Raw genomic sequence first — 24,114 nt, forward strand, 5'->3', positions numbered from 1 at the left:
TCCTCTTGCGGAGGAGTTCCGCGATACGCGTATGATAGAGTTGCAGGTAGGGCCTATCGACGATCCCGTATTGCATTCGCCCTCGGTGGCCTCCATGGGCAACCCCCATGCCGTATTCTGGGTAGAGGACGATCCCTATTCCTATGATCTGGAACGATTCGGGCCGATGCTGGAGAACCACCCCATCTTTCCGGAAAGGGCCAATATTACATTTGCCCGGGTGGATTCGCCCGAGCATCTCACCATTCGCACCTGGGAGCGCGGAGCGGGACTGACCCTGGCATGCGGCTCCGCCGCTTGCGCGGCTGCCGTCTCGGCGTCTCGAACCGGTCGCACGGCGCGACGCGTGACGGTGCGCGTTCCGGGCGGGCCGCTGGAAATTCTCTGGCGCGAGGATGATCACGTGATCATGACAGGACCCGCGGAGTGGGAATTCTCCGGTCGCTTCGACCCTGAAACGGGCGCATGGGAACGCGAAGTCGAAGGGGCTGCTTGATGGCGCTGGAGATCGTGACCTTCGGATGCCGGCTCAATGCTTACGAGTCCGAGGTCATCAGGCGTGAGGCGGGCGCGGCGGGCCTTGACGGGCTCGAGGGCGGTGCTGTGATAGTCAATACCTGTGCCGTGACGGCGGAGGCCGTGCGTCAGGCGCGTCAGGCCATCCGCAAGGCGCGCCGCGAGAACCCCGAGGCACGCATCATCGTTACCGGCTGCGCGGCGCAGACCGAGCCGGAAAGTTTCGGCGAGATGGAAGAGGTAGACCTCGTTCTCGGCAACGAGGAGAAGCTCAAGGCCCACAGCTACCGCGCTCTGCCAGACTTCGGCGTCAACCGGTTCGAGAAGGTGCGCGTCAACGACATTATGGAGGTGCGCGAGACCGCCTCGCACATGGTGGACGCGATCGAGGGCCGTGCGCGCGCCTTCGTGCAGGTGCAGAATGGGTGCGACCACCGCTGCACCTTCTGCATCATCCCCTATGGCCGCGGACCGAGTCGTTCGCTGCCGCTCGGCCAGGTGGTCGAGCAGGCGCGCCGCCTCGCCGACCGGGGTTATCGCGAATTCGTGCTGACCGGCGTCGACATCACCTCCTACGGCCACGATCTGCCAGGGCGCCCCAGCCTGGGGCAGGCGGCGCGGCGATTGCTGGCCTTGGTTCCGCAGATCGAGCGTCTACGCTTCTCCTCGCTCGATCCGGCCGAGATCGACGAAGACCTGTTCCGGCTCTATGGCGACGAGCCGCGCGTCATGCCGCATGCCCATCTCAGCCTGCAATCCGGCGACGATTTGATCCTCAAGCGCATGAAGCGGCGCCATAGCCGGGATCAGGCCCTCACGGCGGCGCAGCGCCTGCATCGGCTGCGGCCGGGCATCGCCCTGGGCGCCGACATCATTGCCGGCTTTCCCACCGAAAGCATGGCGGCCTTCAAAAACAGCGTTGCGCTGATCGATGACGCCGGCCTGGCCTTCCTGCACGTCTTCCCCTATTCGCCGCGGCCCGGCACGCCGGCGGCGCGCATGCCGCAATTGCCGGTCGAAACCTGCCGCCAGCGCGCAGCGATTTTGCGCGACCAGGCGGCGCAAGCGCTGAATCGCTTCCTGGCCGGCCGCATCGGCGCCGAGGCGCGGATCCTGGTGGAACAGGATGGCGTCGGCCGCGATGAAACCTATGCGCCGGTGGTGCTGCCGCCAACCCATCCGAAAGGCGCGATCATTACCGCGCGCATTATGGCGGCACGCGACGGCAAACTTTGGTTGGAGGCAGCATGAGCGAAGGCGGCGACAAGAAACCCGGCTGGTTCGGCCGCCTGAAGGCTGGGCTTTCCCGCTCCGCCAGTCAGCTCGGCGGCTCTATCTCCGCCTTGTTCACCAAGCGCAAGCTTGACCAGGCCGCACTCGACGAGCTGGAAGAAACCTTGATCCAAGCCGATCTCGGCGTGGCGACGGCAGCAAAGATCGTCAAGGCGATCGCCAAGGATCGTTTCGACAAGGATGTCACGGCGGACGAGATCAAGACCGCCCTGGCCAGTTCACTGGCCGAGATTCTCCAGCCGGCGGAACAGCCGCTGTCGCTGGAGGGCGAAAAGCCCCAAGTCGTTCTGGTGGTCGGCGTCAACGGCGTCGGCAAGACGACCACGATCGGCAAGATTGCCGCGCGCCTGCGCGAGCAGGGCCGCAACGTGGTACTGGCCGCGGGCGATACTTTCCGCGCCGCGGCGGTGGAGCAGCTGAAAATCTGGGGCGAACGGGTCGGCGCGCCGGTCCTGGCGCGGGAGACCGGCGCCGATGCGGCCGGGCTGGCTTTCGATGCCCTGACGCAGGCGCGCGAGACCGGCGCCGACGTATTGCTGATCGACACGGCCGGCCGGCTGCAGAACAAGACCGATCTGATGGGCGAGTTGGCCAAGATCGTGCGCGTGCTGAAAAAGCAGATGCCGGATGCGCCGCATCACGTCCTGCTGGTGCTGGATGCCACCACCGGCCAGAACGCACTCAATCAGGTTGCGACCTTCAAGGAGATTTGTGCCGTCAGCGGTCTGGTGATCACCAAGCTGGACGGCACCGCGCGCGGCGGCGTACTGGTCGCCATCGCCGACAAATTCGGCCTGCCGGTGCATTTCGTCGGTGTCGGCGAGCAGGCCGCCGACCTGCAACCGTTCAAGGCCGCCGCCTTCGGCAACGCGCTCGCCGGGGTGGAGACAGCTTCCTAATATTCCCCGGTCTCGCTGGGTGGATTGGAGAAGGCTGGAAACGCCGTCCGGCCCGCAACCTGCCGGTATTGCCGCAAGGCCCAGTGCACAGACGGAAAGGCCAGCTCTTCCCAGGGAATCTCGTCCCAGTCATAGAGCCGGACCTCGAGCGATTCCGGCCCCGGCGCAAAGTCAGGCCGCGCCAGGGTCGCCCGGTAGATCAGCTGCACCTGGCTGATTCGAGGGACGCTATAGACCGCCAGCAGCTGGTCGATGGCAATGTCCGCGCAGGCCTCTTCCAGGGCCTCGCGGCTGGCCCCCGCCTCGGGCGTCTCATGCTCCTCGAGATAGCCGGCCGGGATCGTCCAGAAGCCGCGGCGCGGCTCGATGGCGCGCCGGCACAGCAGCAACCGCCCGCCATGGCCGACGACAGCGCCGACAACCACTTTCGGGTTGACGTAATGAATCCAGCCGCAATCGCCGCAGACCAGCCGCTCGCGATTGTCGCCTTCGGGTATCTTTTTGGAAAACGGGAAGTTTTTCGGGTTCTGCATGCCGCCTCGGCTGCTGCTTTCGATAACCGCAGGCATGGTATCGTTCATTTTCGCCAAAGGGCAAATGCCCCAACTATGGACGAACCCATGCGAAATGGCGTCTTATCAGCGGACTGAGAAGCGGACACCGAATCCGCCATGCGTTTTGAGTAACAAGAACAACAAGAACCCAGAAGATGAAGACCGGGAGGTTCCATGTCGGGGGACGCAACCACCCAGCAAGCTGCAGTCGACGCGCTTGCCGGATTTGATCTGCATGACGCGCCGGGCCACCTGCTGCGCCGCTGCCAGCAATTGGCCGTCGATCTCTATACCAACGAGGTCGGCGCCGATGGGCTGACGCCGCGTCAATTCGCGCTCTTGCTGGCAATCTATCAACAGGCCGGCATCAGCCAGGTCGAGCTTGTGCGCTCGACGGGCATCGACCGTTCGACGGTTGCCGAAATGGTGGCCCGCCTGATCAAGCGCGGGCTGCTGGTGCGCGAGCGCACGGAGACCGATCGTCGAACCAATGCATTGGTTTTGACGTCCGAGGGAGAGGGCCAATTGCGTCAGGCGATGCCGGGCGTCATGCGGGCGCAGGACCGGATCATGGCGCCGATCCCGCCGGCCAAGCGGGCGGAGTTCATCGCGCTGCTGCGGCAGATCATCGACACGCTCGAGCCGCGCGGCTAATCGCGGTCGCAACGTTCCAGGTTGTCGGCCAGCCGCTTCTGCAAGGCGCGGATATCGATCTGCCGAACCGAGCCCGCCCCGGCGAGATCCAGCGCCTGGGCGGCCGCCGCGCCCATGGCGATGCAGGGTCCCATGACCCGCACCGAGCTCAGGGCAGCGGGATCGCCGTCGATGCAGCGGCCGGCCGCCACCAGATTGTCGGCCTGCTCCGGCACCATGCTGCCGAAGGGCACGTAATGCATGTGGTCGTCGCCGAATTCCTCCCAATGGACGTCCTCGGCGCGGTCGTGCAGTTCGACCGGCCAGGCGCAGCGCACCACGGCATCATCGGGCCGGATGCCCTGCCGCACCTCGTCGATCCCCAGGCTGTGGCGCCCGACGATCCAGCGCGTCTGCCGGATGCCGAGCAAGCCATATTGCCGCACCCGCGCCAGGCCGAAGACCTCTGGGTATTCGCCGCGCAGGAAGGCGACGACGCGGTCGGCTTGCGCGCGGCCCTCGGCCTGCGCCCGGGCATAGCCGAGCGGGTCGAGCGGGGTTTCCACATGGGTCATGTTGACGGTCGCCTGTCCCTTGCCCGGAAAGGCGAAGACGAAACCGTCGCGGCGTACCAGGCCGTAGCGGCCGCCGGCCTCTCCCAAGCGCTTCTGCACCGCCCAGCGGTCGAGCTTCTGGGCCGCGTCTTCATCGAAGCCTTCGAGGATGAACATGAGCGTGCCCATGATCGGCGCTTCCGGCTCGCGACAGGCAAAGCCGGCGGCATAGGTCAGAGCCGCATCGCCCGAAGCGTCAATGAAGCCGGTGCCGCGCAGATCGACCAGACCGAAGCGGGTGGCCAAGGCCAGACCGCCGATCCGGCCGCCATCACGCTGCACGTCCAGCAGGTTGGCACCCAGCACCACCTTTATGCCGGCGGCCGTGACCGCCTGCTCGATCCAGCGCACCAGAGCCTGTTCCTGATAAAGCGGGATGAAGGTGTTGCGGCCGCGGCGGACATGAAAAGCCCCTTCGCGCTTCAGATGCGCGAACATGTCGTCGACAATACCGTAGACGACACGGTAAGGCTGTGGGCCGTTCGAATAAAAGCCGCAGAAAGTGCCGAGCAGCGAGCCGGTCGATTGTCCGCCGAGTTGCATGCCGGCATCGACCAGTGCGACCTTGCGACCGAGCTTGGCCGCTTCCAAGGCCGCCGAGACGCCGCTGATGCCGGCGCCCAGCACCACGATATCCGCCTCGACCCGACGCGGCGTGCCGCCGTTCTCGGGACGGCGGACAATGCGGGTGGCTGGTATCCGATAATCGCTCATCCCTGCCTCACCGCCAGCGCAGCAGCGCCTTTTCGACCCGGCTGATCAGCCAGCTGATCATCAGGCCCAGCAGCGAAAGCAGAACCACGCCGGCGATCAACTGATCGGTCTGCATCAGGTTGCCCGCCGCGAGCACGAAAGCGCCTATGCCGGTATCGGCACCGATCATTTCGGCGGCAACGACCAGGATCAATGCAATCGAGGCCGAGATGCGGCTGCCCGCCAGAATGCCCGGCATGGCGCCCGGCAGAATGACTTTCAAAACGATCATGCGCGTGGTCAGGCCGAAGCTCTGCGCCATGCGGATCAGATTGCGCGGCACGCTGTCCACCGCCGAATAGGTGCTGACCACGGTCGGAAAGAACACGCCAAGGGCGATGGTTGCGATTTTCGACGGCTCGCCGATGCCGAACCAGAGGATGAAAAGCGGCAGCAAGGCGATTTTCGGGATCGGAAACAGGGCCGCGACGACCGGCAGGCCGACGGAGCGGGCCAGCACGAAGATGCCCATGGCGAAACCGACGGCCAGGCCGGCGGCCGAGCCGATCAGCCAGCCGCCGATGATGCGCCACAGCGATGCTCCGATATGCACGAACAGCTTGCCGTCGACCAGCAGCGCATAAAGCGCGCTGAGCACCTCATGCGGCGCCGGCATGAACAAAGCTGGCAGCAGGCCGGTATCGGACGCAGCTTCCCAGCCGGCGATGATCACGACGAATGCCAGCCACGGCGCCCAGCGCCGCATATCGACGACGAAACCGCCGCCACGGAAGGCGACGGTCAAGGGTTGCGCATCAGACATCCAGCATCTCCCGGTCGGCGACCTGCGCTTCGGCCTTGATCAAGGTCCATAGCTCGTCATGCAGATTCTGCAGCTCTGCGGCATGCTCCGGCTTCGACCGCTCCGAGACCGGAATATTGATCCCGACGATCTTCTTGAGGCGGCCCGGCCGGCGCGACAACACCACGACATGGTCGGCAAGCCGCACAGCTTCGGCAAGATTGTGGGTAACATACAGCGTCGTGGTCCGCTCGCGCCCCCAGATGCTGACCAGATCCTCCATCAGCAATTCGCGGGTCTGTGCGTCCAATGCCGATAACGGTTCGTCCATCAGCAGCACGGCAGGCTTGACGGCAATCGCCCGGGCGATGCCAACACGCTGCCGCATGCCGCCGGAAAGCTGCTTCGGCAATGCATCGGCGAAATCGGCCAGGCCGCAAAGCTTCAGCACCTCGGCCACGCGCCCGTCGCGCTCGGCCCGGCTCAAGCGGTGATGCTCCAGCGCCAGCGCGACGTTACCGGCCACGCTGCGCCAGGGCAGCAAAGCGAAATCCTGAAAAACGAAGGTGAAAGGGTTCAGGCAGCCCGGCGGCGGCGCGCCGTGGCTGGCAATGCGGCCTCGTTGCTGTTGCAGCAGGCCGCCAACCAGGTTGAGCAGGGTCGACTTGCCGCAGCCGGAGGGGCCGATCAGCGCCGCGGTTTCACCTTCGGCCACGGAAAAGCTGATCTTGTCGAGGACCGGCAGATCGCCATAGGCGTAACCGACCTCCTCCAGTACGAGCTGCATGAAGCGCGTCTCTTACTTCTTCTTCGGTACGCCGAAATGGCCTTTGACAAAGCTCAGGTCGAGAAAGTCCTCGGCCTTGACCGATTTGTCGACCAGCCCCTGTTCCTGATACCAGGCGAGCTGTTCATAGATGTTCTTCACATCAAGCCGGCCCTGCGGATCCATGTAATTGGCCCCGATCTTCACGACATCCAGGGTCGGTGTCGGCTTGACCCATTTCTCCAAAGCCGGCATCGCCGCCAGGGCCTTCTCGCCCGCCATGCGGTTGCCTTCCGAATCCTTGGCCAGGAAAGCGGCGGCATAATCGGCCAGGCCTTTCTGATAGGCCTTGACGAAACGCTCGACCATCGGGCGCTTGTCCTTGACGTTCTTTGTCGAGGTGAACAGCGCGCCGAGCTGCCAGGGAGTGTAATCGGAAACCCAACCGATGATCTTGCCGGTGCCCTCATGTTCCAGCTTCAGCGCGTTGTTGGCCGGCAGGATCGTGGCATCCACCTGACCGCCGGACAGCGCCGCCATCATGTTCGGCACCGACTGCACCGGCTTCATGGTCACCTGGTCCAGCTTGAAGCCGTATTTGTCGGCCAGCATGCCGAGATTGTAATGGAAGCTGGAGCCGACGGTGGTGATCGCAACTGTCTTGCCCGGGAAATCCTTCGGCGACCTGAAGCCGGCGTCATAGGCTTTCTTCGAGGCGATATAGGCGACGAATTTGTAGCCCGGCTCTTCGCGGCTTTGGGCGGCGATCACCTTCAAGGCGCCCTTGCCGGCCAGATTGAAGAAGCCGCCGGTAAAGGCCGTGACGCCGAAATCGGCATCGCCGGAGGCGACCGCCACGGCCACCGCCTGGGCGGCGTTGAACGTCTTGATGTCCAGGTCGATGCCCTCGGCATCGAAATAGCCGCGTTCCTTGGCGATGAAAACCGGCGCAGTGGAAATGAAGGGCAGCGCGGCGATCACCGCCCTGTCCTTGGCCAGAGCCGGAGCCGCCAGCGTCGGCAACAGGGCAAAAGTGGCAGCGGTGGCAATGCCGGCCACAAACAAACGGCGCTTCAACATGACGTCTCCCCGATAGTTCGTATAGAGATTATTGCGCGCGGTAGGCTAGATGCCGCGCCAAATCAGGTCAACACGAACTGCCGGGGAAATCAAACTGCAGGAAAATCGGCCGCCAAATCAGACGACGATATTGACGTGACGCCCCAGATAGCCGCCACGGACCGGCAATGGCGGCTGATTGACCGGCTGCGCCGCCGGCGCGGTGGCATTCGCACTGCTGGCGGTCTGAATTGGCTGCCCCGAAAGCTGGGCGGCGAAACTGCTCTGCACCCGGCCGGTATTCGCTGTCGCCGATGCGCCCTGCGCCGTGCCCGCAGCGGCCGGACGCGGCGGCTGGACCGAAGGACGGCTCTGCAACTGCGACAGCGCCGATAGAAGATTATTGCTTGGTGCGATTGCCATGCCTCAACCCTGGCCGAACGGCCCTGAATAACCCCGGGCCGATTACGCCCTGCCGCCCCTTAAACAGGCGTTAACAGCAACCCCATGTTGTCGGTTTTCAATGCCGGATCAATCGACTCGATCAATGGGACAGGCTGGCAATCCGCTCCGACAGCGCCTTCGCTTCCGGCGAGCCGGGCGGCAGCAGAGCGAGCAGCTTCTTCCAATGCGTTGCCGCCGCGGCCTTGTCGCCGGCCTCGTATGCGGCGCGGCCGACGAACCACAGCGCCTGGGCATGCTCGGGCTGAATGTCCAGAACCTTGCGGAATTCGGCCACGGCCTCCTCCGGCAGCGGATCGCGACTCTTGACGGTCGCGCCAGCCAGGTCGAAGGCGAGCGCGAGATGCGCCTCGGCCTGGTCCGGTCGCAGCCGCACCACCTGACGCAGGGCGTCGCGTGCGCCATCCGTGTCGCCCAGAACCTCGCGGGCCCGGGCCAGCCGCTGCCAGCCATCGGCATCGTCCGGGTTCTGTTTCAGCCGCTCGGCGAGCCGGTCCACCATGCCGCGGATCATTGCCGAACGTTCATCCGGCGACATCTGCCGGGCCGCTTCCATCTGCTCCCGGCTCGGGCCCGGCCCCTCAGGCGCCTGACCTGCGGCGTTCTGCGCTGGCTTCGGCTGCGGCACGGCCTGCGCAAGCGGAATATTCAACCGCGGGGCCAGTTCGCGCAGACGATCATGCACAAGCTCCAGCCAGCCGGCATCGGCCGGCGCATCGGCCGCCAGCGCATACCAGTCGTCATAGGCGCCGCGGGTATCGCCTTCCTGCAGACGCAGCAGGCCGAGATAATACCGGGCGCCGGGATGGCGCGGGTCATGTTCGAGCGCGGCGCGGAAATCCTTCTGCGCCTCCTGCGTCACCGAACCATCCGCAGCCAAGGTCAGCGCCTCACCCCGCAGCGCCAGCGCGTCGGCATTGTCGGGCTGCAGGTCAACGGCATGGCCGAAGGCCTTGGCGGCGTCGGCCGGCCGCTCCAATCCCAGCAACGAGCGGCCGAGCAGCAGCCAGCCTTCCGGATGGCTGGGATCGGCTTTTAGCTTCGTCTGGAGCTGGGCCACCATTTTCTCGATCTGCTGGCGCTGGCGGGCTTCCTGCTCGGCCTGGGCGCGAGCGAATTTCGCATTGAAATCGACTGCCTCGGGCCGCCCCAAGGCGAGATAGAGCCCGCCGGCGACGAGCGGCACCAGGATCAGCGCCACAAGGCTAGCCGCCCTTACACTGGAACCGGGTCCCTGTGCCGAAGAGTCCGCGGTATCGGCGGCGTCCGCCCGCAGCAGCCGGCGCTGGATTTCCAGTCTGGCCGCCTCCGCCTCCGCCGGCTGCAGGGCGCCGCGCGCCAGATCCTGTTCGACTTCCTTGAGCTGTGTGCGATAGACGGCCAGGTCATGGGTCCGGCGGTCGTTCGCATCGTGCTGCTGGCGCAGCAACGGCCAAAGCAGAAATCCGAGCGCCACCGCGGCCAGGAGCGCAAAGCCGAGCCACAACATCAGCGGCCTTCTCCCTGCTCGCCGATCCCCTGCTCATTGAGCAGCGCCTGCAGGCGTTTCGCCTCGGCCTCGGTCAACGGTGCGGCCGCAGCGGCTTTTGCGGCGGCGCGCTGGCGCCGCAAGACGGCGAAGACCACCAGCGCGCCAATCAGCAGAAACAGCGCCGGGCCGAGCCATAACAGCAGGTTCTCGCGGTTGAACGACGGCTTGAGCAGAACCCATTCGCCATAGCGCGCGACCAGATAATCCTTCACCGCCTGATCGCTGTCGCCGGCGGCGATGCGTTCGCGCACGATACGGCGCAGATCGCGTGCCAGCGGTGCGTTGGAATCCTCGATCGACTGGTTCTGGCAGACCAGACAGCGCAGCTCGCGCGAAATCTCATGCGCCCGCTGTTCCTGTGCAGGATCGGGGAGCGTTTCATCCAGATGCTGCGCAAAGGCCGGCCATGCTGCCAGCAATAGAAAAACGAAACCCAACCGCTTCAGCATTTCACGTCGCTTTTGCGCCCCGCCTTCAGATCCCGCAACAGCGGCCTGATCTTGTTGTCGAGATCCCAGTCGGTCAGCGGGCCGACATGCTTGCAGGCAATCCGCCCTTGGCCGTCGATAATGAAGGTCTCCGGCACGCCATAGACGCCCCAGTCGATGCTGACGCGGCCATCCAGATCGGCGCCGATCTGCGTGAATGGGTCACCGAGCTGATCCAGCCATTTCGCCACGTCTGCCGGCTTGTCCTTGTAGTTGATGGCATAGATCGGCGCGAGCCCGTCGCGGCGCAGCGCCATGAACAACGGATGCTCGACTCTGCAGGGGACGCACCAGGATGCGAAGACATTCACCACGCTCGGGGCGCCCTGCTTCAGATCCGTAGTGGCCAGCCCCTTCTCATGCCCCTGGATCGGTGGAAGCTGAAACTCCGGCACCGGCTTGCCGATCAGGGCGGACGGAATTTCGCGCGGCTTCAGCGTCAGGCCCACAGCCAGACCGATGCCGATCAGCACGAACAGAAGCAGGGGAATGAGATAAGTCAGGCGCATGCTGTTACTCGGCAGCGGCGGCGGCGGTTACGCGTTTGCGGGCCGGCGCCCCGACACGGTAGCGGCGGTCGCTCAGCGACAGGAAGCCGCCGAAGGCCATGATGAGCGCGCCCAGCCAGATCAGAGATACCATGGGCTTCCAGTAGAGACGCACCGCCCAGCCGCGATCGGCATCGCCCTCGCCGATCACGGCGTAGAGGTCGGCAATCGGGGACGGCCGGATCGCAGCCTCGGTGGTTTCCATCGGCGGCTGCTGATAGCGGCGCTGTGCCGGAAACATCTCGCGGATCACCTCGCCGTCGCGCAGAACCTCGAAACGTCCCTGCCGCGCGGTATAGTTCGGGCCTTTCACCGGAGAAACGTCGAGAAAGCGGTACTCCACCGGGCCGACCTTGGCGACATCGCCGGGCTTCATCACCTGCTGCACTTCAACCTGCCAGGTCTGCGATACCGTAATGCCGAGCACAACGACGGCAACACCGAGATGCGCCACGGTCATCCCCCAGGCCGAGCGCGGCAGGCCCTTGGCGCGACGCAGCGTTTCGGCCGCCGGGGCCGCAAACAGTTTCACCCGCAGCGCCCATTCGCAAAGCGTGCCGATGGCAAGCCATGCCGCCAGCCCGAGTCCGAGCAGCGTCATAAAGCTGCGGCCGTCCAGCAGCAGTAGCCCGATGGCGAAAGCCACGGCGACGGCGATGGCGGCCGGAACGAGCTGGCGCAGGGCGGCAGCAAGATCGCCGCGCTTCCAGGCCAGCATCGGACCAATCGCAACCGCCGCCAGCAATGGCGCCATCAGCGGGATGAAGATGGTGTTGAAATACTGGGGACCGACGGAGACCTTATCGCCCGTCAAAGCATCCAGCGCCATCGGATAAAGCGTGCCCAGCAGAACTGCCGCGGCAGCCACCGTCAACAGCAGATTGTTCAGCAGCAGCGCGCCCTCGCGACTGATCGGCGCGAAGACACCGACCGCCTGCAGCGCCGGCGCGCGGACGGCATAGAGCGTCAGGCTGCCGCCGACCACGATGGAGAGGAAAATCAGGATGAAGACGCCGCGGGTCGGGTCGGTGGCAAAGGCATGCACCGAATTGATCACGCCTGAACGGACCAGGAAGGTGCCCAACAGGCTGAGCGAGAAGGTGAGAATCGCCAGTAGGATGGTCCAGCTTTTCAGCGTGTCGCGTTTCTCGACCACGATGGCGGAATGCAGCAGCGCCGTGCCGGCAAGCCAGGGCATGAAGGACGCATTCTCGACCGGATCCCAGTACCACCAGCCACCCCAGCCGAGTTCGTAATAGGCCCACCAGGAGCCGAGGGCGATGCCGATGGTCAGGAAACACCATGCAGCAAGCGTCCAGGGCCGCACCCAGCGCGCCCAGGCGGAATCGACGCGGCCTTCGATCAGCGCCGCCACCGCAAAGGCGAAGGCAACCGAAAAGCCGACATAGCCGAGATACAGGAATGGCGGATGAAACGCCAAACCGGGGTCCTGCAGAAGAGGATTGAGGCCGCGGCCCTCCATCGGGGGCGGCAGCACGCGGGCGAACGGATTCGAGGTGAACAGGATAAAGGCGATGAAGCCGACGCCGATCAGCCCCTGCACCGAAAGCACCCGCGCCCGCAAGGTCGCCGGCAGATTGCGGCTGAAGATCGCCATTGCCGCGCCGAAGATGGCGAGGATGAAGATCCAGAGCATCAGCGAGCCTTCGTGATTGCCCCAGACGCCGGTGATTTTATACAGCATCGGCTTCAGCGTGTTGGAATTCTCCGCGACGTTGAGTACCGAGAAATCCGAGGTCACGTGGGCATACATCAGGCAGCCGAAGGCGAAGGCGACCAGCACGGCCTGGCCCAGGGCGGCCGGCGGCGCCAGGGCAATCCAATTGCCGATCCCGCGTGCCGCGCCGATCATCGGCAGAATGCCCTGCACCAGCGCCAACGTGAGCGCGAGGATCAGCGCGATATGGCCGAGTTCAGCGATCATGGGCCCGCCTATCGCCGGCTGCTATGAGCCGGGTTTGAGTTTGAGGTGATCGCCGGGACCTTCATGCCACTGGCCCGACTTCTTCAATGCCTCGGCGACTTCCGGCGGCATGTATTTTTCATCATGCTTGGCCAGAACCTCGGTCGCCACGAAACGGCCCTGATCATCCAGCTTGCCGTTGGCGACGACGCCCTGCCCCTCGCGGAACAGGTCCGGCAGCATCCCGGTATAGCGCACCGGCACGTCATGACGCAGATCGGTAATGATGAAATCCGTGGTCAGGCCATCCTTCTTCACGCTGCCTTCGCGCACCAGACCGCCGATGCGGAAATGCTTCCCGGCGGCGATATGCTGCTCGACGACATCGGATGGACTATGGAAGAAGACCAGATTGTCGCTGAAAGCCGTCAGCACCAGGGCAGCGGCAATGCCCAGCCCGCCGACCAGCCCGAGAACGGCGAGCAGCCGCTTCTGCTTACGCGTCACGGCCGGCCTCATGGCGGGCCTCGGCATGTTCGCGCTCCGCCGCTTTCATGCCGGCATAGCTTTGCAGCCACAGCCCGACCAGCAACACCAGCGCCAAGGCAAAGGACGGCCAGATGTAGCCGGCATATCCACCCATAGCCAGGAAATCGCCCAGCGAAGACCAGTGCACTTCGATTAACCCCTTGGTTCCTCTGACCTCTATGGGCCAAGCGGAGAGAAAATAGAGCCTTCTGCCTCGCCCTGCTAGCCGGCGCGGCGATCCGTCGCGGCACTGAAGCGCAGGATACGGGCCTGCCGGTTCAGGATTTCCGCTTTAACGCGCAGGCTGAGCACCCAGATGTAGTAGCCCTCGGCGCCAAGCGCAGTGACCAGCAGCGGCCACAGGATGGAAGGATCGATCTTCGGCCCGGCCAGGGTCATCACGCTGGCCGGCTGATGCAGCGTATTCCACCAATCGACAGAGAATTTGATGATCGGCAGGTTGATCACGCCGACCAGCGCAAGGATGGCGGCGGCGCGGCCGGCCCGCGACGGGTCGTCGAAGGCTTCCCACAGGGCGATGTAGCCCAGATACAGGAAGAACAGGATCAGCATCGAGGTGAGCCGGGCATCCCAGACCCACCAGGTGCCCCACATCGGCTTGCCCCAAAGCGAGCCGGTGACCAGACACAATAATGTGAACATCGCCCCGATCGGGGCGGAGGCTTTGGCGACCAGTTCGGCGACGGGGTGACGCCAGATCAGCGCCGCCGCCGAAGCCAGGGCCATGATCCCGTAGGTCGACATCCCCATCCAGGCGGACGGAACATGCAGATACATGATTCGCACCGTCTCACCCTGCTGGTAATCCGGCGGCGAGAAGAGCAGTCCCCAGCCCAATCCAATGCCCAGGCCGAGGATGGCGAGTGCGGCCGCGTAGGGCCGGATGGCAGCCATCAGGCGCAGAAAGCGGGCGGGGTTGGCAAGGGCATGCATGCAGGCGTTTATAGGGCGAGGGCTATTCCAAGGCCAGCTTGATGGCGCCGGCTATGGCAAAAGGGCTGAGCGCCAGACTGCCGGCGAGAAAAGCGCCGAGAAGCAGCAAATGCGGCTGCGGCGTCAGGCCATAGGCGGCGGCATCCACGGCGCCGACGCCGAAAATCAGGACCGGGATGACCAGCGGCAGCGTGATCAGCGGCACCAGAACGGCACCGCGCCGGGTGCCCAAGGTCAAGGCCGCGCCGATGGCGCCGATCAGGCTCAAGGATGGCGTCCCCAACAGAAGCGCCAGCAGCAGCGCCGGGATGGCGGCGGTATCCATTTGCATCAGCACGGCCAGCAGCGGCGCCATGACGGCCAGCGGCAAACCGGTGGTGAGCCAATGCGCAAGCGTCTTGGCCAGGGCGATCAGTCCGAGCGGCAAGGGCGCCTGCGCCAGCAGGTCCAGCGTGCCGTCTTCCTGATCGGCCAGGAACAACCGGTCCAGCGACAGCATGGCGGCCAGCAAAGCCGCCACCCAGATCACACCCGAGGCGATGCGGGCCAGAATCTGCGGCTCGGGGCCGACACCGAGCGGAAACAGGCTGACCGCCAGCACGAAAAACAGCAACGTCGTGAGCATGGCGCCCTGGGCGCCGAAGCCCAGGCGCAAATCGCGCAGCACGATGGCAAAAAATGCCCTCATGACAGGCGCCCCGCCGGCAGTTCGAGGCGGCGGCTGCCGGGCAGCGGCACGGCCACATGGCTCGCCAGGATAACCATGCCGCCGCCGTCACGATGCCGCGCCAGCGTCTCGCCGAGCCAGGCCACGGCCGCGGTATCCAGCGCATTGGTCGGCTCGTCGAGCAGCCAGAGCGGCGCCGGCGAAATCAGCAGCCGCGCCAACGCCAGCCGCCGCTTCTGTCCGGCGGACAAATAGCGCCCCGGCAGGCGCCGCTGGCGCTGCAGACCGCAGGATTCCAAAGCGGCAGCGGTCTGGGTTGCTGCTTCCGGCGCCGAATGGCCGAACAGCCTCGCCCAGAAGATCAAATGATCCTCGGCGGATAGCTGCGGCTTCACGGCATCCTGATGGCCGAGGTAATGCAGGCGCGAACGATGCGCCTCGACGTCGTCGCCAATGGCTGTACTGTCCCAGGCAATGCGTCCGGCCGCCGGCTTCAAGAAACCGGCCAGCATCCGCAACAGGCTCGACTTGCCGCTGCCATTCGGGCCGTGCAGCAACAGCGCCTCGCCGGCGGCGAGACGGAAACTGACATCCTGAAACAGCTGACGCTCGCCGCGGATGCAGGCGAGCTTCTCGACGGCCAAGACCATGACGCCGCGGAGTGTAGCGATTCCAGGGCCTTAGCGATAGGCGCGGAACGCTACCGCCTCACCGATATGTCCGCAGATCGGCGATCACCTTGCCATCGTTGGGCATGCTGCCGGCCGAGACGACCTCGACATGGCCGCGCAGCTTGCAAACCGATTGCAGGGTTTCCGCCACCGCCTTGGCCAGCTGCGCCGCATCGGAAACCGAAACATGCTGCCCGACCTCGATCTTGAGCGTCATGGCATCGAGATTGTTCTCGGACGTGACCTCCAGCCGCGCCTTGACGATCTCCGGATGGCGCGCCGTCACCTGGGCGATCTGCCCGGGGGTGACGAACATGCCCTTGACCTTGGTGGTCTGGTCGGCGCGGCCCATCCAGCCCTTGATCCGGGTGTTGGTGCGGCCGCAGGGGCTCATGCCGGGGAGAATGGCGGAGAGGTCGCCGGTGGCGAAACGGATCATCGGATAGGCCGGGTTGCCGAGCACGGTGACGACCACCTCGCCGACATCGCCCGGCGGAACCGGATCGCCGGTACCGGGCCGCACGATCTCGACGATGACATCCTCATCCAGGATCATGCCTTCGATGGCCGAGGATTCATAGGCGATCAGCCCTAGCTCGGCCGTGCCGTAGGATTGCAGCACATCGGCGCCATAGGATTTGAGTTCCGCCCGCAGGCTGGGCGGCAGCGCTTCGGCGCCAACCAGGCCCTTCTTCAGCGAGCCGGTTTCCTTGCCGAGTTCGCGGCCTTTCTCCAGCAATATCTTCAGAAATGATGGCGTGCCGCAATAAAAGCGCGGTTTCAATTGAGCGATGGCGTCGAGCTGCAGTTCCGTATTGCCGATACCGGCCGGAAAGACCGGACAGCCGATGGCCTGCGCCGACCCCTCGGTCATCCGTCCCGCCGGCGTCAGATGATATGAAAAGGTATTATGCACCAGATCGCCGGGACGGCAGCCGGCCGCCCAGAGGGCACGGGCAAAGCGCCAGGGATCCTTCATCTTGGCATTCGGCCGCGCATAGGCCTCATACATCGGGCCGGGCGACTGGAAATAGTTGGCAATCTCGGTCGCCTTGGCCGCCTCCAGGCCGCCGAGCGGCGGCCTCGCCTTCTGGCGCGGCGCGAGATCGGATTTGCGCGTCACCGGCAGCTTCGCCAGGGCTTCGAGCGAGGTCAGCGAAGCCGGCCGCACGGCCTTCAGGATTTCACGATAATAGGGACTCGCCTTCTTGGCATGCGCGACCAGGGCCTGGAGGGCGGCGATCTGCGCCCGCTGACGCGAAGCCGGGCGGCGGGTCTCGCGTGAATCGAAATATTCGTCCGGCCTCGCCTTCACCCTTACGGCCCGCCTGGCTGGCGCCGCCTTGCCGTTCTTCACGCCGACGCTACGGGTTTTGCTCTTCGCTCTGCGCGCCACGGTCTTCCCCCTTTGCAAAATGGCAGCTCAGGCCAGCCAACGCTTGCGACGGCGATAATGCTTCACATCCCGGAAGCTGCGGCGGCCAGCGACGCCGAGACCGAGATAGAACTCCTTCACGTCGGAATTCTCGCGCAGCTTCGCTGCCTCGCCATCCATCACGATACGGCCGTTTTCGAGGATATAGCCGTAATCGGCATAGCGCAGCGCCATATTTGTATTCTGCTCAGCGATCAGGAAACTCACCTTGGTCTCCTGATTGAGTTTATGCACGATCTCGAAAATCTCTTCCACCAGTTGTGGCGCCAGGCCCATCGAGGGCTCGTCCAGCAGGATCATGTCCGGCCGGCTCATCAGGGCGCGACCGATTGCCGTCATCTGCTGCTCGCCGCCCGAGGTGTAGCCGGCAATCGATTTGCGGCGGACCTTCAGGCGCGGGAAGTAGGTATAGACCTTCTCCAGATCCTGATCGACCGCCTTGCCGCCATCGCTGCGCGTGTAGGCGCCGGTCAGAAGATTCTCCTCGATAGTCAGATGGGCAAAGCAATGCCGGCCTTCCATCACCTGGATCACGCCCTTCTTGACGAGGGCCGAAGGGCTGAGCTGGTCGACCCGCTCGCCGCGATAATCGATATGGCCCTTGGTGATGTCGCCGCGTTCGGCGCGCAGCAGATTGGAGATCGCCTTCAGCGTCGTGGTCTTGCCTGCGCCATTGGCCCCGAGCAGCGTGACGATGCCGCCTTGGGGCACCTGCAACGACACGCCCTTCAGCACCAGGATGACGTGATTGTAGATCACCTCGATATTGTTGACGGCGAGCAGCGGCTGGGCCGCGGCGGAAGCGGTGGCGCTCATCAGGATTTCACTCGGCTGGATAACACGTCGAGGAGGCCCCCGCCGGGCAGGCCGGCGGGGGTTCTGCTTGGTTTACGACTTGGCGCAGTTGCGCGAGGCGATGTTCTTGTCCCGCGCGTAGCTTTCGGCGTCCTTCAGATAGAGCGGCCAGAGTTTCTGGTTCTCCGGCGCGATCCAGTCGCTGACCGGCTTCCACTGGTCGCCCTGCCACTGCACCACCAGGATCTTGCCGTCGCCCAGGTGGTTGTCGCAGGCCATCTTGATCGGCTGAACGAAGCCCTTCAGGCCGAGCTTGTTGATGCGCTCCTCGGTCAGGTTGATCGCCTCGAAGCCGTCGCGCGACTGCTCGCCGTTCATCACCTTGCCCTTGCCATACTTTTCCTGGGCGTCACGCAAGGCTTCGACCGTGAACATCGCGTTCATGGCGCCGCGCAGATAACCGATCTCGCCAAAATGCTTGTCGCCCTCGGCGGCCTTGCCTTTGTCCAGGACGTACTTCTTCATGTCCTTGAGCAATTGCAGGTCCTTCGAAGCGCCGTGGAAGCTGAGGCCCTTATAGCCCTTCGCGGCGGCGCCGGCAGCCTGCACATCGCTGTCCTGGCTCGACCACCACACGCCCAGCATCTTGTCACGCGGGAAGCCGACGGCCGCAGCCTCCTTCAGGGAGACGGCATTCATCGCGCCCCAGCCCTGCAGATAGACAAAATCGGGACGCATCTGGCGGATCTTCAGCCAGATCGACTTCTGTTCGAGGCCCGGTGCCGGCACCGGCACCAGTTCGAGGTCGAAACCGAGTTCCTGGGAGTAATTCTGGAAGACCGGGATCGGCTCCTTGCCATAGGCGATGTCGATATAGACGTAGGCGATCTTCTTGCCCTTCAGCTTCTCCTTGCCGCCGGCTTCCTTGGCGAAATACTGCACGCCGGCCGAGGCGCCGCCCCAGTAAGTGGCGGGGGCCGTGAAGACCCAGGGGAAGATGTTGCCGACGGTGGCCGAAGCACGGCCATAGCCCATCGAGAAGATCACCGACTTATCGGTAGCGGCGCGGTCGATCAGCGCATAGGTGATGCCGGTCGAATAAGGGCTGAAGATCGTGCCGCCCAGCGCCTTGAGGCGCTCGTAGCACTCGACGCCGCGTTCGGTGTTGTATTGCGTCTCGCATTCCTCGACCCGCAGCTTGACGCCGTTGATGCCACCATCGCGCTCGTTGACCATGGTGATGTAGTCGGCGAAGCCATCGGCGACCGGAATGCCGCTCGGCGCATAAGGCCCGGTGCGGTACACCATCGAGGGAATGACCTGTTCCTGTGCCGTCGCGGCAAAAGCCGCCCCCGCAACGGCTGCGCCCATAGCGAGCGGCAGTATCCACTTGGTTGCTCTCATTTGTCTCCTCCCGTTTTATTCAGGTCCGCCTTGGCCGCGGACTTGGTTGAAGCCTAACACGCCCATAGCACTCGACAAACAAGCTTTCGTACAACTTCGCGCCGTAGCGATCTCGCTCAGTACGGGAACGGCCAAATCCGCAGCTTCTCCTTGGCGATCTGCCATAATCTGGCCAGGCCGTGCGGCTCGACGATCAGGAAGAACACGATCAGGGCGCCAAAAACCATGAACTCGAGATGCGATACCAGCGCCGTGGAAAACTCGAAGCCAAGCGCCGGCGGCACCTGGGTCAGAAAGATCGGCAGCAGCAGGATGAAGAAGGCGCCCAGGAAGCTGCCCATGATCGAGCCCAGACCGCCGATGATGACCATGAACAGGGTCTGGAACGACAGATTGATGCCGAAACCGTCCGGCTCGGTGGAGCCGAGATAGACGAAAAGATAGAGCGCGCCGGCGACGCCGACGAAAAAGGACGACACCGCGAAAGCGGAGAGCTTGGCCACCATGGGCCGGATGCCGATGATCTCGGCGGCGATATCCATGTCGCGGATCGCCATCCATTGCCGCCCCGGATTGCTGCGCACCATGTTCTTCGCCATCAACGCAAGGACGGCCACGACGGCCAAGGCGAAGAGGTATTTCTCCATCGGCGTATCGATGCCCCAGCCGAACAGCCTGAGTTCGGGCACCGAGATCACGCCGGAGGAATTGTAATTGGTCAGCCAGCCCCATTTGACGAACAGCCAGGGCAGGAAAAACTGCGCCGCCAGCGTCGCAACGGCGAGATAGAACCCCTTGATGCGCATCGACGGCAGGCCGAAGAAGATGCCGACCACCGCCGTGATCAATCCGGCCAGGACGAAGACCACCAGAAGATTGAGGTCAGGCAGGCGGTAGGCCAGGTTCCAGGCCGAGACGGCGCCCACGCCCATGAAAGCTCCGGTACCGAGGGATAGCTGCCCGCAATAGCCGGTCAGGATGTTGAGGCCGAGCGCCGCCAGGGAGAGGCAGAGAAACGGGATCAACAGCGCCGTGTATATGTAGTCTGTCGCCACTAGCGGCACGCCAATGAAGGCGACCAGCATCAGGAGTGCGAAAAAGACGCGGTCCTGCGGGATGGTGAAGATGGCCTGGTCGGCAGAGTAGGACGTCTTGTACTGACCAGATTCGCGATAGAACATCCGTCAATCCCCGCTCATACCCGCTCGATGATCTTTTCGCCGAACAGGCCCTGTGGCCTGATCAGAAGGAAACCCAGCGCAAGGACGTAGGCGAACCAGTTCTCGATGCCGCCGCCGAAGAAATCGCCGATATAGATTTCCGCCAACTTTTCGCCGGCACCTATGATCAGGCCGCCGATGATGGCACCGGGGACTGAGGTGAAGCCGCCGAGGATCAGGACCGGCAAGGCTTTCAATGCCAGGCCGACGATGGCCGGCTGTACACCGAGCTTGGATCCCCACATCACGCCGGCGACGAGCGCCACCAGCCCGGCGATCGTCCACACGATCACCCAGATGACATTGAGCGGAATACCGACCGACTGGGCCGCCTGATGATCGTCGGCGACCGCCCGCAGCGCCCGGCCGATGCGCGTCCGCTGGAAAAAGACCAGGATCACCAGCAAGGCGCCGGCAACGACGGCCGCGTAGAGATCGAAGGACTGCACCAGAATGGCGCCGTCGAACAGCAGGATCGGATCGGTGGGAATGCCGATGTCCAGCTGCCGGACATTGCTGCCCCAGATCATCTGGCCGAAGCCGTCGAGGAAGAATGACACGCCGATCGTCGCCATGAAGAGAATGATGCCTTCCTGGTTGACCAGATGCCGCAGCACCAGCCGCTCGATCACGCCGGCCAGCAGCACCATTACGGCAATGGTCAGGAGAAGCGACGCCCACAGCGGAATGCCGATCTCGATGAAGCCGACGAAGAACAGGCCGGCGAACAGCACCATGGCGCCTTGCGCGAAATTGAATACGCCGGAAGCCTTGAAGATCAGGACGAAGCCGAGCGCAACGAGCGAATACATAACGCCGGCCATGAGGCCGCCGATCAGCACCTCGAAAAAGAAAGCCACACCTGCCATAGCCACGCCCCTAGTGCTGTACGCCAAGATAGGCGTCGATGACAGCCTGGTTGTTTTTCACCTCGTCCGGCACGCCGTCGCCGATCTTGCGGCCGTAGTCCAGCACCACGACACGGTCGGAGATATCCATCACCACGCCCATATCGTGTTCGATCAGGCAGATCGTCGTGCCGAATTCGTCGTTGACGTCGAGGATGAAGCGGCACATGTCCTGCTTCTCCTCCAGATTCATGCCCGCCATCGGCTCGTCCAGCAGCAGCAGGGTCGGCTCGGCTGCCAAGGCGCGGCCCAGCTCGACGCGCTTCTGCAAGCCATAGGGCAGGCGGCCGACCGGCACCTTGCGGATGGCCTCAATCTCGAGGAAGTCGATGATCCGCTCGCAGAACTGGCGATGCGCGATCTGCTCCTTCTCGGCCGGCCCCTTGTAGATCGCCGAACTCAGCAGGCCGCATTTCATCTTCAGCAGCCGTCCGGTCATGATATTGTCGAGCGTCGACATGCCCTTGAACAACGCGATGTTCTGGAACGTGCGGGCGATGCCTTGGCTCGCGGCCTCATGCGGACGCATCTGCTTGCGCTTCCACCCCCGGAACGTGATGGAGCCTTCTTGCGGATGATAAAAGCCATTGATGCAGTTCAGCATCGATGATTTGCCGGCGCCATTCGGCCCGATGATGGCCAGAATCTCATGCTCCCGGATCTCGAAACTGATATTGGTCAGCGCTTTGACGCCACCGAACGACAGGCTGATATTTTCGACCTTCAGCAGGACGTCGCCGATCTTCTTTGGTGCTGCCGTCATGATGCTCAGCCAGCCTTGCGCATCGGAGTGTAGGTTTCGACACCGGCTATCGCCAGGTTGGCCTTGAATGTCCCGGTCCTGCCATCTTCGAAGGTGATCTTGGCTTCAACGGCAATGCTGTCCTTGTCGGAATACAACGCCTCGATCAACTCGCCATAGCGCTCGGCGATGATGCGCCGGCGGACCTTGCGGGTGCGCGTCAGCTCGCCGTCATCCGCGTCTAATTCCTTGTGCAGGATCAGAAACCGCTTCACCTGGCAACCCGCCATGCTGCTGTCGGAGGCAAGATCGCGGTTGACCTGTTCGATGCAGCCCTTGATCTGCTTGTAGACCTCGGCGCGGCCGGCCAGATCTGTATAGGAAGTGTAGGCAATGCCATTGCGTTCGGCCCAGGAACCGACGGCACCCAGATCGATATTGATGAAGGCCGTCACATAATCGCGTTCATGGCCGAACACCACCGCTTCCTTGATGAACGGGAAGAACTTCAGCTTGTTCTCGACGTATTTTGGCGCAAACAGCGCGCCATTATTGAGCCGCCCGACATCCTTGGCGCGATCGATGATGCGCAAATGGCCATCATCGGTGAAGACCCCGGCATCGCCGGTATGCACCCAGCCGTCAGGCGTCTTGGTTTCCGCGGTGGCCTCTTCGTTCTTGTAATAACCGACAAAGACGCCGGGGCTGCGATACAGCACCTCGCCGCTTTGCGGATCGATCTTGAGTTCGATCCCCGGCGCCGGCGGGCCGACCGTGTCGGAGCGAACATCGTCGTCGGTCTGCAGGCAGAGATAGACCGTGCATTCCGTCTGGCCGTAAAGCTGCTTGAGATTCACCCCCAGCGCCCGGAAGAAGTCGAAGATGTCCGGGCCGATTGCCTCACCGGCCGTATAGGCGAGCCGCAACCGGCTCATGCCGAGCACGTTTTTCAGGGGCCCGTAGACCAGCAGTTCTCCCAGCCCGTAGAGCAGCCGGTCTTTCAGCGACACCGGCTTGCCTTCCAGGATGGCCCTTCCGGCCCGCTTCGCCACATTGATGAAATAGTGGAACATGCCGCGCTTGAGCGCACTGGCATCTTCCATGCGGATCATCACGGTGGTCAGCAGGTTCTCGAAAATCCTCGGCGGAGCAAAGAAGTATGTCGGACCGATCTCGCGCAGGTCCTGCAGCACCGTATCCGCCGATTCCGGGCAATTCAGGCAGAAGCCGGCGATCGAGCCTTCGGCATAGGAAATGAAATTGTCGCCCACCCAGGCAAGCGGCAGATAAGCCAGGATTTCATCCTTTTCGCTGATGGAATCGAAGGCAATCGCCAGATTGGCCGAGCGCACGATGTTGTCATGGCTGAGCATGACGCCTTTCGGCCGGCCCGTGGTGCCCGACGTATAGCAGATGATGGCGATATCGCTGCCCCTGCCCTTTGCCAGCTCCTCTTCGTAGAAATTCGGATGGCTCTGCGCATAGGCCGTGCCGCGCTCGACGATCTCGTCCATGGCGCACAGGCAGGAATGGTCGTAATGCCGCAGTCCGCGCGGGTCGCTGTAGATGATCGCCTCCAGTGTCGGCAGGCGATCTTTTACCGACATCAGCTTGTCGACCTGCTCCTGGTTCTCGGCGATGGCGAAGCGCGCCTCGGCATGGTCGATGACGTATTGCACCTCTTCGGCGACGCTGTCCTGGTAGATCGGAACCGGCACGCCGCCCAGGGCCTGAGCGGCGGCAAGAGCCCAGTACAGTTCCGGCCGGTTATCGCCGATGATGGCCAGCTTGTCGCCGCGGCGGAATCCGGAAGCCGCAAGCCCGCAGGCAAGCTGGCGGATCCTGCTGTCCACCTCGCCCCAGGTCCAGCTTTGCCAGATCCCGAGGTCTTTTTCGCGCATGGCCGGGCGGTCGCGACGATGCTGCGCATTGTAGGCAATAAATTTAGGGATGGTGTCGCGTCCCAACGGGTCGCGCCCATCGGCCACGGCCGACGTCTCGGACATAT

Annotated in this window: 26 protein-coding genes; 4 read left to right on the forward strand and 22 right to left on the reverse strand. The window is 63.9% G+C overall.

Going from position 1 to position 24,114, the window contains the following annotated elements; translation table 11 throughout:
* The 3 genes from dapF to ftsY all read left to right on the forward strand — a co-directional run.
* The coding region (dapF, locus tag VF194_RS12750) for a diaminopimelate epimerase (RefSeq protein WP_330891554.1) at positions 1–496 on the forward strand (496 nt) is incomplete at its 5' end.
* Positions 496–1,767 carry a tRNA (N(6)-L-threonylcarbamoyladenosine(37)-C(2))-methylthiotransferase MtaB gene (mtaB, locus tag VF194_RS12755; protein WP_330891555.1) on the forward strand — a complete coding sequence of 424 codons (1,272 nt, stop codon included), beginning with the start codon at positions 496–498 and terminating at the stop codon, positions 1,765–1,767. The genes dapF and mtaB, both read left to right, overlap by 1 nt.
* Positions 1,764–2,708: a signal recognition particle-docking protein FtsY gene (gene ftsY / locus VF194_RS12760; protein WP_330891556.1), complete on the forward strand. Its 945-nt coding sequence runs from the start codon at positions 1,764–1,766 to the stop codon at positions 2,706–2,708. The genes mtaB and ftsY overlap by 4 nt, the downstream gene beginning before the upstream one ends.
* Here the strand turns inward: ftsY and VF194_RS12765 are convergent.
* Entirely contained in the window at positions 2,705–3,241 is a 537-nt protein-coding gene (locus tag VF194_RS12765; protein WP_330891557.1) for an NUDIX hydrolase, read from the reverse strand. The genes ftsY and VF194_RS12765 overlap by 4 nt on opposite strands.
* 195 nt (positions 3,242–3,436) lie before the next feature.
* Between VF194_RS12765 and VF194_RS12770 the strand changes: the two genes are divergently transcribed.
* The gene (locus VF194_RS12770) at positions 3,437–3,916 is read left to right on the forward strand and encodes a MarR family transcriptional regulator (protein ID WP_330891558.1); all 480 of its coding nucleotides are present in this window, start codon (positions 3,437–3,439) and stop codon (positions 3,914–3,916) included.
* Here the strand turns inward: VF194_RS12770 and VF194_RS12775 are convergent.
* From VF194_RS12775 to VF194_RS12875, 21 genes are all read right to left on the reverse strand, one after another.
* Positions 3,913–5,223, reverse strand: coding sequence for an FAD-dependent oxidoreductase (locus VF194_RS12775; RefSeq protein WP_330891559.1), 1,311 nt, complete (start codon positions 5,221–5,223; stop codon positions 3,913–3,915). The two genes, VF194_RS12770 and VF194_RS12775, sit on opposite strands and share 4 nt — an antisense overlap.
* Positions 5,224–5,230: 7 nt before the next feature.
* Positions 5,231–6,025 carry an ABC transporter permease gene (locus tag VF194_RS12780; protein ID WP_330891560.1) on the reverse strand — a complete coding sequence of 265 codons (795 nt, stop codon included), beginning with the start codon at positions 6,023–6,025 and terminating at the stop codon, positions 5,231–5,233.
* Entirely contained in the window at positions 6,018–6,791 is a 774-nt protein-coding gene (locus tag VF194_RS12785; protein ID WP_330891561.1) for an ABC transporter ATP-binding protein, read from the reverse strand. The genes VF194_RS12780 and VF194_RS12785 overlap by 8 nt, the downstream gene beginning before the upstream one ends.
* A 12-nt stretch (positions 6,792–6,803) precedes the next feature.
* Positions 6,804–7,850 (reverse strand): ABC transporter substrate-binding protein, encoded by a 1,047-nt coding sequence (locus VF194_RS12790; protein ID WP_330891562.1) that lies wholly within the window; start codon positions 7,848–7,850, stop codon positions 6,804–6,806.
* Between the two features lie 117 nt (positions 7,851–7,967).
* Complete coding sequence (locus VF194_RS12795; protein WP_330891563.1) at positions 7,968–8,252, reverse strand: hypothetical protein; 285 nt, start codon at positions 8,250–8,252, stop codon at positions 7,968–7,970.
* A gap of 121 nt (positions 8,253–8,373) precedes the next feature.
* Positions 8,374–9,780 carry a c-type cytochrome biogenesis protein CcmI gene (ccmI, locus tag VF194_RS12800; RefSeq protein WP_330891564.1) on the reverse strand — a complete coding sequence of 469 codons (1,407 nt, stop codon included), beginning with the start codon at positions 9,778–9,780 and terminating at the stop codon, positions 8,374–8,376.
* Positions 9,780–10,271, reverse strand: coding sequence for a cytochrome c-type biogenesis protein (locus tag VF194_RS12805; RefSeq protein WP_330891565.1), 492 nt, complete (start codon positions 10,269–10,271; stop codon positions 9,780–9,782). The genes ccmI and VF194_RS12805 overlap by 1 nt, the downstream gene beginning before the upstream one ends.
* Positions 10,265–10,819, reverse strand: coding sequence for a DsbE family thiol:disulfide interchange protein (locus VF194_RS12810; RefSeq protein ID WP_330891566.1), 555 nt, complete (start codon positions 10,817–10,819; stop codon positions 10,265–10,267). The genes VF194_RS12805 and VF194_RS12810 overlap by 7 nt, the downstream gene beginning before the upstream one ends.
* A gap of 4 nt (positions 10,820–10,823) precedes the next feature.
* The gene (locus VF194_RS12815; RefSeq protein WP_330891567.1) at positions 10,824–12,803 is read right to left on the reverse strand and encodes a heme lyase CcmF/NrfE family subunit; all 1,980 of its coding nucleotides are present in this window, start codon (positions 12,801–12,803) and stop codon (positions 10,824–10,826) included.
* Between the two features lie 21 nt (positions 12,804–12,824).
* Entirely contained in the window at positions 12,825–13,289 is a 465-nt protein-coding gene (gene ccmE, locus VF194_RS12820) for a cytochrome c maturation protein CcmE (RefSeq protein WP_330891568.1), read from the reverse strand.
* Positions 13,279–13,458, reverse strand: coding sequence for a heme exporter protein CcmD (ccmD, locus tag VF194_RS12825; RefSeq protein WP_330891569.1), 180 nt, complete (start codon positions 13,456–13,458; stop codon positions 13,279–13,281). The genes ccmE and ccmD overlap by 11 nt, the downstream gene beginning before the upstream one ends.
* A gap of 74 nt (positions 13,459–13,532) precedes the next feature.
* Positions 13,533–14,264, reverse strand: a complete 732-nt coding sequence (locus VF194_RS12830; protein ID WP_330891570.1) for a heme ABC transporter permease — start codon at positions 14,262–14,264, stop codon at positions 13,533–13,535.
* 22 nt (positions 14,265–14,286) lie between these two features.
* Positions 14,287–14,952: a heme exporter protein CcmB gene (gene ccmB, locus VF194_RS12835; RefSeq protein ID WP_330891571.1), complete on the reverse strand. Its 666-nt coding sequence runs from the start codon at positions 14,950–14,952 to the stop codon at positions 14,287–14,289.
* Positions 14,949–15,581: a heme ABC exporter ATP-binding protein CcmA gene (ccmA, locus tag VF194_RS12840; protein ID WP_330891572.1), complete on the reverse strand. Its 633-nt coding sequence runs from the start codon at positions 15,579–15,581 to the stop codon at positions 14,949–14,951. Before ccmA ends, ccmB begins: the two co-directional genes overlap by 4 nt.
* Positions 15,582–15,639: 58 nt before the next feature.
* Positions 15,640–16,998: a phenylacetate--CoA ligase family protein gene (locus VF194_RS12845; protein WP_414656100.1), complete on the reverse strand. Its 1,359-nt coding sequence runs from the start codon at positions 16,996–16,998 to the stop codon at positions 15,640–15,642.
* A 27-nt stretch (positions 16,999–17,025) separates the two neighbouring features.
* Positions 17,026–17,853, reverse strand: coding sequence for an ABC transporter ATP-binding protein (locus VF194_RS12850; protein ID WP_330891573.1), 828 nt, complete (start codon positions 17,851–17,853; stop codon positions 17,026–17,028).
* Between the two features lie 72 nt (positions 17,854–17,925).
* Positions 17,926–19,236, reverse strand: a complete 1,311-nt coding sequence (locus tag VF194_RS12855) for an ABC transporter substrate-binding protein (protein WP_330891574.1) — start codon at positions 19,234–19,236, stop codon at positions 17,926–17,928.
* A 116-nt stretch (positions 19,237–19,352) separates the two neighbouring features.
* The gene (locus tag VF194_RS12860; protein WP_330891575.1) at positions 19,353–20,417 is read right to left on the reverse strand and encodes a branched-chain amino acid ABC transporter permease; all 1,065 of its coding nucleotides are present in this window, start codon (positions 20,415–20,417) and stop codon (positions 19,353–19,355) included.
* 14 nt (positions 20,418–20,431) lie between these two features.
* Positions 20,432–21,325: a branched-chain amino acid ABC transporter permease gene (locus tag VF194_RS12865; RefSeq protein ID WP_330891576.1), complete on the reverse strand. Its 894-nt coding sequence runs from the start codon at positions 21,323–21,325 to the stop codon at positions 20,432–20,434.
* Positions 21,326–21,335: 10 nt separating this feature from the next.
* The gene (locus tag VF194_RS12870) at positions 21,336–22,127 is read right to left on the reverse strand and encodes an ABC transporter ATP-binding protein (protein ID WP_330891577.1); all 792 of its coding nucleotides are present in this window, start codon (positions 22,125–22,127) and stop codon (positions 21,336–21,338) included.
* A 5-nt stretch (positions 22,128–22,132) separates the two neighbouring features.
* The gene (locus tag VF194_RS12875) at positions 22,133–24,112 is read right to left on the reverse strand and encodes an AMP-binding protein (RefSeq protein ID WP_330891578.1); all 1,980 of its coding nucleotides are present in this window, start codon (positions 24,110–24,112) and stop codon (positions 22,133–22,135) included.
* Positions 24,113–24,114 lie beyond the last annotated feature (2 nt).

The sequence above is a fragment of the Ferrovibrio sp. genome (assembly GCF_036381655.1).
GTDB lineage: Bacteria > Pseudomonadota > Alphaproteobacteria > Ferrovibrionales > Ferrovibrionaceae > Ferrovibrio.

What these genes read in the sequence shown, in the direction of transcription:
- mtaB (WP_330891555.1), top strand. Translation starts at nt 496, where the DNA reads ATGGCGCTGGAGATCGTGACCTTCGGATGCCGGCTCAATGCTTACGAG.
- ftsY (WP_330891556.1), top strand. Translation starts at nt 1,764, where the DNA reads ATGAGCGAAGGCGGCGACAAGAAACCCGGCTGGTTCGGCCGCCTGAAG.
- VF194_RS12765 (WP_330891557.1), bottom strand. Translation starts at nt 3,241, where the DNA reads ATGCAGAACCCGAAAAACTTCCCGTTTTCCAAAAAGATACCCGAAGGC.
- VF194_RS12770 (WP_330891558.1), top strand. Translation starts at nt 3,437, where the DNA reads ATGTCGGGGGACGCAACCACCCAGCAAGCTGCAGTCGACGCGCTTGCC.
- VF194_RS12775 (WP_330891559.1), bottom strand. Translation starts at nt 5,223, where the DNA reads ATGAGCGATTATCGGATACCAGCCACCCGCATTGTCCGCCGTCCCGAG.
- VF194_RS12780 (WP_330891560.1), bottom strand. Translation starts at nt 6,025, where the DNA reads ATGTCTGATGCGCAACCCTTGACCGTCGCCTTCCGTGGCGGCGGTTTC.
- VF194_RS12785 (WP_330891561.1), bottom strand. Translation starts at nt 6,791, where the DNA reads ATGCAGCTCGTACTGGAGGAGGTCGGTTACGCCTATGGCGATCTGCCG.
- VF194_RS12790 (WP_330891562.1), bottom strand. Translation starts at nt 7,850, where the DNA reads ATGTTGAAGCGCCGTTTGTTTGTGGCCGGCATTGCCACCGCTGCCACT.
- VF194_RS12795 (WP_330891563.1), bottom strand. Translation starts at nt 8,252, where the DNA reads ATGGCAATCGCACCAAGCAATAATCTTCTATCGGCGCTGTCGCAGTTG.
- ccmI (WP_330891564.1), bottom strand. Translation starts at nt 9,780, where the DNA reads ATGTTGTGGCTCGGCTTTGCGCTCCTGGCCGCGGTGGCGCTCGGATTT.
- VF194_RS12805 (WP_330891565.1), bottom strand. Translation starts at nt 10,271, where the DNA reads ATGCTGAAGCGGTTGGGTTTCGTTTTTCTATTGCTGGCAGCATGGCCG.
- VF194_RS12810 (WP_330891566.1), bottom strand. Translation starts at nt 10,819, where the DNA reads ATGCGCCTGACTTATCTCATTCCCCTGCTTCTGTTCGTGCTGATCGGC.
- VF194_RS12815 (WP_330891567.1), bottom strand. Translation starts at nt 12,803, where the DNA reads ATGATCGCTGAACTCGGCCATATCGCGCTGATCCTCGCGCTCACGTTG.
- VF194_RS12830 (WP_330891570.1), bottom strand. Translation starts at nt 14,264, where the DNA reads ATGCATGCCCTTGCCAACCCCGCCCGCTTTCTGCGCCTGATGGCTGCC.
- ccmB (WP_330891571.1), bottom strand. Translation starts at nt 14,952, where the DNA reads ATGAGGGCATTTTTTGCCATCGTGCTGCGCGATTTGCGCCTGGGCTTC.
- ccmA (WP_330891572.1), bottom strand. Translation starts at nt 15,581, where the DNA reads ATGGTCTTGGCCGTCGAGAAGCTCGCCTGCATCCGCGGCGAGCGTCAG.
- VF194_RS12850 (WP_330891573.1), bottom strand. Translation starts at nt 17,853, where the DNA reads ATGAGCGCCACCGCTTCCGCCGCGGCCCAGCCGCTGCTCGCCGTCAAC.
- VF194_RS12855 (WP_330891574.1), bottom strand. Translation starts at nt 19,236, where the DNA reads ATGAGAGCAACCAAGTGGATACTGCCGCTCGCTATGGGCGCAGCCGTT.
- VF194_RS12860 (WP_330891575.1), bottom strand. Translation starts at nt 20,417, where the DNA reads ATGTTCTATCGCGAATCTGGTCAGTACAAGACGTCCTACTCTGCCGAC.
- VF194_RS12865 (WP_330891576.1), bottom strand. Translation starts at nt 21,325, where the DNA reads ATGGCAGGTGTGGCTTTCTTTTTCGAGGTGCTGATCGGCGGCCTCATG.
- VF194_RS12870 (WP_330891577.1), bottom strand. Translation starts at nt 22,127, where the DNA reads ATGACGGCAGCACCAAAGAAGATCGGCGACGTCCTGCTGAAGGTCGAA.
- VF194_RS12875 (WP_330891578.1), bottom strand. Translation starts at nt 24,112, where the DNA reads ATGTCCGAGACGTCGGCCGTGGCCGATGGGCGCGACCCGTTGGGACGC.